Raw genomic sequence first — 9445 nt, 5'->3', positions numbered from 1 at the left:
CCCGGAGGCGATGCTGCGCATCTGTCCGGGCGACGGTATGGCAGACGGCAGTGAGCCCGTAGCCCCGCTAAGCGCAGCGCGAGCGGGGGACATCACAATACTTTAAACCCGTGCGTGCCATCGCGCTTCAGCTGTTCAACCAGGCCGAACTCCCAGTCGAGGTAGGCCTGCATTGCCGCGGGTGAGTTATCGGTACCTTCATACGGGCGCTGATAGCGATCGCTGCGCGGCGTCGCCAGATGCGTCTCGCCATGCTCCAGCGCCAGCCCGGCGTCAATCCACGCCAGCGTGCCGCCGCTCAGCAGCTGCACCGGTTTACCGGTTAACGCCGCAACCTCAGGCACCGCGTAGCGGGCCAGCAGGCTGCTGCCGCAGGTGACAACGTAACGCTCGGCGGAAGGCAGCACCTCCAGCGCCTGGCGCAGCTGTGAACGCACCAGCCAGTAAGCGCCGGGAATATGCCGGGCGACGTAGTTGGCGCTGGTGGTAAAGTCCAGCACCACGGTTCCCGGCTCCCTCAGCTGTGCCGCCAGCTGCTGCGGGGCAATCTCCTCCGCCTGCGGACCCGGCGGTACGCGGCCTGCGGGGGTACCGCGCTCGCTAAAATCTTCCGCGCGCGCATCGCGTAATACCGCCACTTCCCACCCCATCTGCGCCAGCCAGGACGCCGTTATCGGCGCGCGTATCTCGTCATCGGCAATCAGCACAATGCGCGCCCCGCGCACGCTGGCGAAATGGTCGGTTTCCTGCACCAGCTGCCCGCCGGGCGCGCTAACGCTCAGCGGCAGATGACCTGCGGCGTACTCCTCCGGGCTGCGGACGTCGAACAGGTAAGTGGTGCGGGCGGGCTGCCGCAGCCAGCGCTGAAGGGTTGGGCTGTCTATAAAGGCGACGCCGGCTCGCTCCGCCAGCTGCCTCACCGCCGCCGCGCGTTCGGCTGGGGCGCGAAAATCGGCGTCATAACGCCGCTGCTGGCCGCGCTCAAGGTCAAACCCGGCTAAGGTCCAGCCGATGGTGCCGTTGCGCAGCGCGTAGACCGGATTGGGCAAACCGGCATTGCGCAGCGACTGCGTGCCGATAATACTGCGCGTGCGCCCCGCGCAGTTGACGATCACCGTCGCCTGCGATGATGGAATCAGGCCCTCAATGCGCAGCGCCAGCTCCCCGCCGGGCACGCTGATGCTGCCGGGAATATTCATGGTGTGATACTCATCGAAACGGCGCGCGTCGACGACAACCACCTCCTGTTGACCATCGAGCAGCGCCTGCACTTCCCCGGCGCTCAGCGAGGGGGTATGCCGCTCGCTCTCCACCAGCTCGCCGAACGCTTTGCTCGGCGAATTCACATCCTGGAACAGCTCTCCGCCGCTGCGCTGCCACCCCGGCAGGCCGCCTTCCAGCAGGGCGACATCTTCGTAGCCCCAGCTCTGCAGGCGCTCGACGGCCCGCTCCGCCAGACCTTCGCCGCCGTCATAGACGGTAATCGGCGTCGTCAGGCGCGGCACGCGCCGAAAAATATCCAGCTCCAGCTTGCTGAGCGGCAGATTAGCGGCAAACAGCGGATGGCTGCGGGCAAAGTCGGCCTCTTCGCGAACGTCGATCAGCGCCAGCTCGGCGCCGTCCAGCAGCGCCTGGCGCAGCTGGGCGGCCGGGCGATAAGAACAGGTGGGCATATTAATTATCCTTTGAGAGATCCCAGATATTGGGTAAGTGGCGGTTGGAGTAGCCGGAGACAAAAGGTTTGACGAGGCCTTCCGGGGTATAAACCGCTCGCCTGACGCCGCCGATATTGCCGCCGTAAACGTGAATACTGATCGAGACGCTATCCGCGAGGGCGTTGCTCACCCGGTGAATATCGCCGTCGCGGGGAGAGACTTTTTCCACTTCACCGGGGGAAAGGCGTTCAGCAAGGCCGCTGACCATCGGCTGGCCGCGCTCGTCCAGGCGGTAGCGCTGATTCTCCTCCGCGCCCCGCAGCATGCCGATGGCGCCCCACACCCGATGATCGTGAATCGGCGTCGATTGCCCCGGCCCCCAGACGAAGCTGACAATGGAAAAACGCTGTCCGGAATCGGCATGCAGCAGATACTGCTGATAGTGGTGGGGATGCGGCAGGGTGTACTCCTCCGGCAGCCAGTCATCCTTTTTCACCAGCGCGGCCAGGCGCAGGGCCACGGCGTCGAGCAGGGGCTGTTCATCGGCAAATTCGCGATGCAGGGCATCAAGGTCTTGAATAAACTGGCGTAATTTTTCCACTCGCGGTGCGGTCATGGTCGCTTCCTGTTGTCGGGACTGGTCTTTACGCTAGCAAAGGCGTTAATATAATTAAAATGCAATTTCCGCATATATTAATATGCAAAAATCACATTAAGGACGCTATGCGCATCGACGACATTGACGCACTGCTGGCCACCGTGCAGTTCTCCTCGCTTAACCAGGCCGCGGAATATCTCGGTATTACCCAATCGGCGATTACCCGTCGTCTGCAGCGTCTTGAGCAAACCCTCAACGTAACGCTGCTGGAGCGTCAGACCCGGCCGCTCACCCTGACCGCCGCCGGGCACCGGGTTTACGAGCAGTGCCTGAGCATCAAGCGGGAGACCAAAAAGCTGTACGGCCTGCTCGACCCCGAGGCCGAGCCGCACGGTATCCTGCGTCTCGGGGTCCCGCAGAGCGTGGCGGAAATTGCCCTGCAGCCGGCGCTGAGCGCGCTGCGCCAGCAGTTTCCCGCCCTGCGACCGCAGGTGACCTGCGGCTGGAGCGGGCTGCTGCAAAAGCGCCTTGAAAGCGTCGAGCTGGACGGCGTGCTGGCGATGGGGCCGGAACAGCAACGCTTTGCTGAGGGCTACGGCGGGCGCCTGCTGTGCCCGCTGGATATTGTGGTAATTGCGGCTAAAAGCTGGCGTCTTCACGCCGGGGCGCTGCGCGACTGCGCGGAAAAAGGCTGGGTGCTCAATCCCGACGGCTGCGGCCTGCGGGCCGGGCTGATCCGCGAACTGCAGTCCCAGGGGCTGCGTCTGGCGCTGAATGTCGAGACCGCGGGCGCCCAGCTGCAAATCAGCCTCGTGGCGCAGGGGCTGGGGCTTGGCCTGGTGCCGCGCGCCGCGCTGGCCGCCAGCCCGTGGCGCGACGAGGTGACGGTATTGACGCTGGCGGATTTCCAGCCCGAGGTGCATCTGTGGCTGGTTCACGCGCAGAATCTGGCCAATCTGAGCCAGCCGCTGACTTTTTTCGCCGGCAAAGTCGTTCAGCAGCTAAACGTATCTGGCTGAAACGTATATATAATTTTTATAAATGCTTATCTCGCATATTAAGATATGATAAAAATGCATTTTGTTCATTAAGAGCCCGTGTATAGGGTAATGAAAACGCGCCGCCGCGGCGGCCCACTCATTATCCTGCTACAAGGAGTTCTGCATGAGCATTCAATTTCTCGGCATGATCGGCCACCGCCTGTCGTCGGAAACCATCGCCCCGGTCGGCCCGATTTTTGACCGCGATTACATCGTGCGTTTCGCGCAAACCCACGAGGCCGCCGGGTTTGACCGCCTGCTGGTGGGCCACTGGTCCGATCAACCCGACGGATTCCTGGTGACCGCGCTGGCGGGTCTGTCGACGCAAAAGATCGGCTTCCTGTTGGCTCATCGTCCCGGTTTTGTCTCGCCGACCCTCGCCGCGCGTAAGTTCGCTACCCTTGAACACCTGCTGGGCGGCCGTCTGGCGGTACATATCATCAGCGGCGGCAATGACGCCGAGCAGCGCCGCGACGGTGATTACCTCGATCACGACCAGCGCTATGCGCGTACCGATGCCTTCCTTGAGACCGTCCGCAAGGTGTGGACCGCCGAACAGCCGGTGGATATCGCCAATGACTTTTATCAGGCGGAACAGGCGTGGTCGGCCATTCGCCCGCTGCAAAAACCGCATATCCCTCTCTATTTCGGCGGTTCGTCGGAAGCGGCCATCGCCGTGGCCGGCAAGCACGCCAACGTCTTCGCTCTGTGGGGAGAGTCGCTGGCGCAAACCGCGGAAACCATCCAGCGCGTGCGGGCCGAGGCGGCGAAACATCAGCGCGAAATCGACTTCAGCGTCTCGTTCCGGCCGATTATCGCCGCGACCGAAGCCGAGGCCTGGGAGAAAGCCGAGCATATCCTGCACGTCGCCACCGAGCGGGCGGCGCAGAGCGGAGGCGGTTTCAAAGCCAAGCCCGACAGCGTCGGGGCGCAGCGTCTGCGGGCGACGGCGGCGCAGGGCAAGGTGGTGGATAAACGCCTGTGGACCGGGATCGCGCAGCTGGTAGGCGGCGGCCACAACTCCACCGCGCTGGTGGGCACCCCGGAACAGGTCGCCGACGCGCTGCTCGACTACTACGACCTCGGCGTGCGCAACTTCCTGATCCGCGGATTTGACCCGCTCAACGATGCTCAGGAGTACGGTAAAGCGCTGCTGCCGATCGCCCGCGAAAAAGCCGCCCTGCGCGCCGTGGCGGAGCGCGCCTCGTGATCGGTCAGACAAGCGATGACTGGGCGCGGCGGTTGACGGAGGTACGCCAGCTGATGGCGGAGCAGGCGGCCAGTCTCGACGCCAGCGGCGACTTTCCCCGCGACAATATCGACCGTCTGCGCCAGCGCGGTTTTTTAAGCCTCGCCGTGCCGCAGCAGTACGGCGGGGCAGGTGCCGGCTTAGCCGAGCTTCAGCAGGCCATTGCGGCCATCGCCTGGGGCGAACCGGCGACGGCGCTGATCGTCTGCATGCAGTACCTGCACCATCTGCGGCTGGCGGAAAACGAGAACTGGTCCGAGCCGCTGCGCCAGCGGGTTTTTCACGATGCCGTCGAGCGGGGAGGCTTGATCAACAGCCTGCGCGTGGAGCCGGAACTGGGCTCCCCGGCGCGCGGCGGCCTGCCGCAAACCGTGGCGACCCGCCGCGCGGAAGGGTGGCAGATTAACGGCCATAAAATCTATACCACCGGTATTGAGGGGCTGAGCTGGCTGGCCATCTGGGGCCGCAGCGACGACGCTCCGCCGCTGGTCGGCACCTGGCTGGTGCCCCGCGACAGTGAGGGCATTACCGTGGTGAACAGCTGGGATCACGCCGGAATGCGGGCAACCGGCAGCCACGAAGTGGTGCTGAACAACGTCCGGGTGGCTGCAGAGCACGCGGTGGACGTGTGGCCTGCCGATGCGCCTCCCGCGCCGGATGCGGAACAGTTTCGTCTGTTTGCCAACCGCCATACGGCGCTGCTGGCGGCGATTTACGACAGCATCGCGCGGGCCGCCCGCGACTGGCTGGTAACGTGGCTGGGTACGCGTATTCCGGGCAGCCTTGGGCAACCCCTTTCCAGCCTGCCGCGGGTGCAGGAAAAAGTCGGCCAGATTGACGGCTGGCTATTGGTCAATCGCACTCTGCTGGAAAAGGCCGCGCAGCTGGGCTTTTCCGCCATTGAGGCGAATCTCGCGAAAGTCACGATTACCGACAACGCCATTCAGGCGGTGAACCTGGCGCTGGAGCTGACCGGCAACCATGGCCTGAGTCGGCAAAATCCTCTGGAACGCCACTATCGCAACGTGCTGTGCGGGCGGGTACATACCCCGCAGAGCGACAGCGCGTGGCTGGCGGCCGGCAAACACGCTTTTCAAAAATAAGGATAATTCATATGCGCAGACTTAATTTTACCGGTTTAGCCGGGGTGGTTATGCTGCTGGCCCTGAGCGGCTATGCGGCGGCTCAGGAGCGAATCACCCTGCGAATCGCCGATCAAAAAGGCGGCATGCGTTCGCAGCTGGAGGCAGCCAACGCCCTGCAGGATCTTCCTTACGAGATTAAATGGGCCGAGTTTCCGGCCGCCGCGCCGCTGGCGGAAGCGCTTAACGCCGGGGCGGTGGATGCGGGAATTATCGGCGATGCGCCGCTGCTGTTCGCGCTGGCTAACGGCGCGCCGGTTAAAGCCATCGCCGTCGATAAAAGTAACCCGGCCGGCACCGCGGTGCTGGTCTCGCCCGGCAGCGCGTTGAAAAGCGCCGCGGATTTAAAAGGCAAACGCATCGCTACCGGTAAAGGGTCGATTGGCCACTTTGTGGCGCTGAAAGCGCTGGAGCAGGCGGGAATTTCGCCGAAAGAGGTGCAGTGGGTGTTTCTCGGGCCGGTGGACGCCAAAGTGGCGCTGCTCAACGGTTCGGTGGACGCCTGGGCGACCTGGGAGCCGTACACCACGCAGCTGGTGAAGACCGCCGAGGGGCAGATTCTGGTCAGCGGCAAAGGGCTGCTGCCGGGTAACACTTTCCTGGCGGCAACCGATGATGCCCTTAAGGATCCGCAGAAGCGCGCGGCGCTGCAGGATTACCTCAATCGCCTGGCCGGCGCCGAGCGCTGGGCCTACGCCAATCTCGATAGCTACGGTAAAACGCTGGGGGAAATTATTCGTTTCCCGGCGGATATCGCCCGCGCGCAGTTTGCCAATCGCCAGTCGCAGTGGCTGCGTCTGGACGCGAAGACGGTCGCTCAGCAGCAGTCGACGGCGGACTTTTACCTCGCCAACGGGCTGATCCGCGCAAAGCTGGACGTGACGCCGACGTTTGATAACGGCTTTAGCGTGCCTGCCGCGCAGGCCCATGCGGAGGTGTCGCCATGATGACATCTCGCCGTCGTTTCTTACGCTTGACCGGCAGCCTTGCGCTGGCCGGGGCCTCTCTGCCCCTTTGGGCTCACGATATGGCGGCCATGGCGAGCGGTGAGGAACACCCGGCCCTGCGCCTGGCGCAGCCGTACAAAATCAAGCTGGCGATTAACAAAAGCGCGGTGTGCCTGGCGCCGGTTGCCGTCGCGGAGCAGCAGAAGATCTTCAGTAAATACAATCTCGACGTGGAGTTCGTTAACTTCGGCAACTCGACGGACGTGCTGCTGGAGGCGATTGCCACCGGCAAGGCCGACGCCGGCGTCGGGATGGCGCTGCGCTGGCTGAAGGCGCTGGAGCAGGGCTTCGACGTGAAGCTCACCGCCGGAACCCACGGCGGCTGCCTGAACCTGCTGACGGCGAAAAACTCGCCGTTCGGCGGCCTGGAGAGCCTGAAGGGGCAAACCATCGGCGTCACCGATATGGCCGGGCCGGATAAAAACTTCTTCGCCATCTTGCTTAAGCGCCACGGCATCGATCCGATAAGCGATGTGCAGTGGAAAGTCTATCCGGCAGATTTACTCAGCGTGGCGCTGGATAAACGCGAAATTGCCGCCATCAGCGGCAGCGAACCCTTCAGCTATCGTCTGCTGGCAACCGGTAAATATCAGCTTATCGCCAGCAATATGACCGGCGATTACGCTAACCTGAGCTGCTGCGTGCTTGGGGTCAGCGGTAGCCTGGCGCGCGATCATAAACCGGCCGCCGCCGCGCTCACCCAGGCGATTCTTGAGGCGCACAGCTATGCCGCCGCGCATCCGGAGAGCGTGGCGCAATCCTTCCTCGCCCATGCGCTGAATACCAATGAGGCGGAGGTCAGCGGCATTCTCCACGGCCAGGGGCACGGCCATCATGCGGTGGGCGAGGCGTTTGTCAAAGAGCTGACCCAGTACGCCGTGGATCTTCAGCGGGTGCAGGTCATTAAACCGGGAACCGATCCCCATCAGTTTGCGGAGAGCATTTATGTCAACGTTTTCGCCTGAACGGGTGCTGACGCGCCCGGCAAGCGGCAGGCCGCTGTGGAAGGAAGGCTGGCTTGCCGCCGCGCTATGGCTGCTGGGCGGCCTGTTTACCCTGGCCTGGCCCGATGCCGGGCGGCGCTGGCCGTTTAGCGAAGGGTGGGCGCTGGCGCAGTTCACCCTTGGCGGCGGACTGTTGCTGCTGGCGCTGAGCTACCGCTACTGGCGGCAGCGGGGGACTCGCCTGCAGCATGCCGGAAAGTGGCTGGCGCTGCTGCCGCTGCTTTTTGCGCTGTGGGAGGGACTGACGGCCAAGACGGCGTTTCTGCCGGTGCCGTTTTTCGCGCCGCCGCAGGCGCTGATTGAGGTGCTGCACGATGACTGGCCGCGCCTGCTTGATAGCCTTCTGCATTCGCTGGGGCTGCTCGGGCTCGGGGTGCTGCTGGGCACCAGCTGCGGTTTTATCAGCGGGCTGGCGATCGGCTGGTCCCAGCGGATCGGCTACTGGGTGCATCCGGTGTTGCGTCTGCTGGGGCCGGTGCCGTCCACCGCGCTGCTGCCGCTGTGCCTGTTTATCTTCCCCTCCAGCTTCGGCGCCAGCGTGTTTCTGATCGCGCTCAGCACCTGGTTCCCGGTGACCGTGCTGACCTGGTCCGGGGTTATCGGTATCGATAAGGCGTGGTATGACGTCGCGCGAACCTTGGGCGCCAGCCAGCGTTTCCTGATCCTGCGCGTGGCGATCCCCGCCGCGTTGCCGAACGTTTTTGTCGGCCTGTTTATGGGGCTTGGCGCATCGTTTTCGGTGCTGATCGTCGCCGAAATGGTCGGCGTGAAATCCGGTATCGGTTTTTATCTCCAGTGGGCGCAGGGCTGGGCGGCCTATCCCAATATGTACGCGGCGCTGCTGGTGATGGCGCTGCTCTGCTCCGGCCTGATTAGCGGGCTGTTTATGGTCCGCGACCGGCTGCTGAGCTGGCAGCGGGGAGGGATGCAATGGTAACCGCGAACGCCACTTCTCAGGCGGCATCGACCGGCGCGGCGGTGTCGATAAGTCATCTGCATCACGCTTTTAGCCTTGGCAAACAGACGGTGCCGGTGCTGGAGAATATCAGCCTGCAGCTGCGGCCGGGAGAGAGCGTCGCGCTGCTCGGTCCTTCGGGCTGCGGTAAATCCACTCTACTGCGGCTGCTGGCGGGACTGGAGCCGCAGCAGGCCGGGCAAATTCAGATTGATGAGGCGGCGATGGGGGGACCGGGGCCCGAACGGATACTGGTGTTTCAGGATCCGACCCTTTATCCGTGGCTGACGGTGCGGCAAAACGTGCTGCTGGGACCGCAGGCGCAGGGGAAAAAGGGGCTTGAGCCAAAGGCCGACGCGCTGATTTCGCGAATGGGGCTGCAGGCGTTTAGCGAAGCGTGGCCGCGCCAGCTTTCCGGCGGGATGGCGCAGCGTGCGGCGCTGGCCCGGGCGCTGCTGAATGAGCCGCGTCTGCTGCTGCTCGACGAGCCGCTGGGCAAGCTGGATTCCCTTACCCGCATCAGCATGCAGCGGGAGCTGATCGCCCTGTGGCAGCAGCAGGGCTATACCAGCCTGCTGGTTACCCACGACATCGAAGAGGCGCTGCTGCTGTGCGATCGGGTGTTAATCATGTCGCCGCGACCGGGGCGGATTATCGCCGAGTTTGCGCTGCCGCTGACGTATCCCCGCCATCGCGACAATCCGCTGCTGCTGCAGCATCGGCAGGATATTTTGCGCATTCTTGGCCAGGGAGAGGACTGGTAAGGCAAGGCGTTATCCGGGGCGTGCTGATTCT

At 63.8% G+C, this 9445-nt stretch carries 8 protein-coding genes and 1 pseudogene; 7 read left to right on the top strand and 2 right to left on the bottom strand.

What is annotated here, in order from left to right:
* Positions 1–92: 92 nt before the first annotated feature.
* Together F8562_RS10925 and F8562_RS10920 are read right to left on the bottom strand one after the other, a co-directional pair.
* Complete coding sequence (locus F8562_RS10925; RefSeq protein WP_014838732.1) at positions 93–1673, bottom strand: rhodanese homology domain-containing protein; 1581 nt, start codon at positions 1671–1673, stop codon at positions 93–95.
* 1 nt (position 1674) lies between these two features.
* Positions 1675–2271, bottom strand: coding sequence for a cysteine dioxygenase (locus F8562_RS10920; RefSeq protein ID WP_014229690.1), 597 nt, complete (start codon positions 2269–2271; stop codon positions 1675–1677).
* Positions 2272–2378: 107 nt separating this feature from the next.
* Here F8562_RS10920 and F8562_RS10915 point away from each other — a divergent pair, with 107 nt between their 5' ends.
* The 7 genes and pseudogenes from F8562_RS10915 to F8562_RS10885 all read left to right on the top strand — a co-directional run bounded on the left by F8562_RS10915 (position 2379) and on the right by F8562_RS10885 (position 9414).
* Entirely contained in the window at positions 2379–3272 is an 894-nt protein-coding gene (locus tag F8562_RS10915) for a LysR family transcriptional regulator (RefSeq protein ID WP_032694743.1), read from the top strand.
* A 145-nt stretch (positions 3273–3417) separates the two neighbouring features.
* Positions 3418–4522 (top strand): annotated as a pseudogene (locus F8562_RS10910) (LLM class flavin-dependent oxidoreductase).
* Positions 4523–4556: 34 nt separating this feature from the next.
* Positions 4557–5645 (top strand): acyl-CoA dehydrogenase family protein, encoded by a 1089-nt coding sequence (locus tag F8562_RS10905; RefSeq protein WP_047725015.1) that lies wholly within the window; start codon positions 4557–4559, stop codon positions 5643–5645.
* An 11-nt stretch (positions 5646–5656) separates the two neighbouring features.
* Entirely contained in the window at positions 5657–6631 is a 975-nt protein-coding gene (locus F8562_RS10900) for an ABC transporter substrate-binding protein (protein ID WP_014229686.1), read from the top strand.
* On the top strand, positions 6628–7656 hold the full coding sequence (locus F8562_RS10895; RefSeq protein ID WP_014838729.1) for an ABC transporter substrate-binding protein: 1029 nt from the start codon (positions 6628–6630) through the stop codon (positions 7654–7656). Before F8562_RS10900 ends, F8562_RS10895 begins: the two co-directional genes overlap by 4 nt.
* Positions 7637–8632 (top strand): ABC transporter permease, encoded by a 996-nt coding sequence (locus F8562_RS10890; protein ID WP_014229684.1) that lies wholly within the window; start codon positions 7637–7639, stop codon positions 8630–8632. The genes F8562_RS10895 and F8562_RS10890 overlap by 20 nt, the downstream gene beginning before the upstream one ends.
* A complete protein-coding gene (locus tag F8562_RS10885; protein WP_014838728.1) occupies positions 8626–9414 on the top strand; it encodes an ABC transporter ATP-binding protein in 789 nt (262 codons plus the stop codon). The genes F8562_RS10890 and F8562_RS10885 overlap by 7 nt, the downstream gene beginning before the upstream one ends.
* Positions 9415–9445 lie beyond the last annotated feature (31 nt).

This window comes from Klebsiella sp. RCJ4 (genome assembly GCF_009025755.1).
GTDB classification, from domain to species: Bacteria; Pseudomonadota; Gammaproteobacteria; order Enterobacterales; family Enterobacteriaceae; genus Klebsiella; species Klebsiella michiganensis.
This window is presented reverse-complemented; position numbering and strand designations above follow the sequence as displayed.

What these genes read in the sequence shown, in the direction of transcription:
- F8562_RS10890 (WP_014229684.1), top strand. Translation starts at nt 7,637, where the DNA reads ATGTCAACGTTTTCGCCTGAACGGGTGCTGACGCGCCCGGCAAGCGGC.
- F8562_RS10895 (WP_014838729.1), top strand. Translation starts at nt 6,628, where the DNA reads ATGATGACATCTCGCCGTCGTTTCTTACGCTTGACCGGCAGCCTTGCG.
- F8562_RS10900 (WP_014229686.1), top strand. Translation starts at nt 5,657, where the DNA reads ATGCGCAGACTTAATTTTACCGGTTTAGCCGGGGTGGTTATGCTGCTG.
- F8562_RS10885 (WP_014838728.1), top strand. Translation starts at nt 8,626, where the DNA reads ATGGTAACCGCGAACGCCACTTCTCAGGCGGCATCGACCGGCGCGGCG.
- F8562_RS10925 (WP_014838732.1), bottom strand. Translation starts at nt 1,673, where the DNA reads ATGCCCACCTGTTCTTATCGCCCGGCCGCCCAGCTGCGCCAGGCGCTG.
- F8562_RS10920 (WP_014229690.1), bottom strand. Translation starts at nt 2,271, where the DNA reads ATGACCGCACCGCGAGTGGAAAAATTACGCCAGTTTATTCAAGACCTT.
- F8562_RS10905 (WP_047725015.1), top strand. Translation starts at nt 4,557, where the DNA reads ATGGCGGAGCAGGCGGCCAGTCTCGACGCCAGCGGCGACTTTCCCCGC.
- F8562_RS10915 (WP_032694743.1), top strand. Translation starts at nt 2,379, where the DNA reads ATGCGCATCGACGACATTGACGCACTGCTGGCCACCGTGCAGTTCTCC.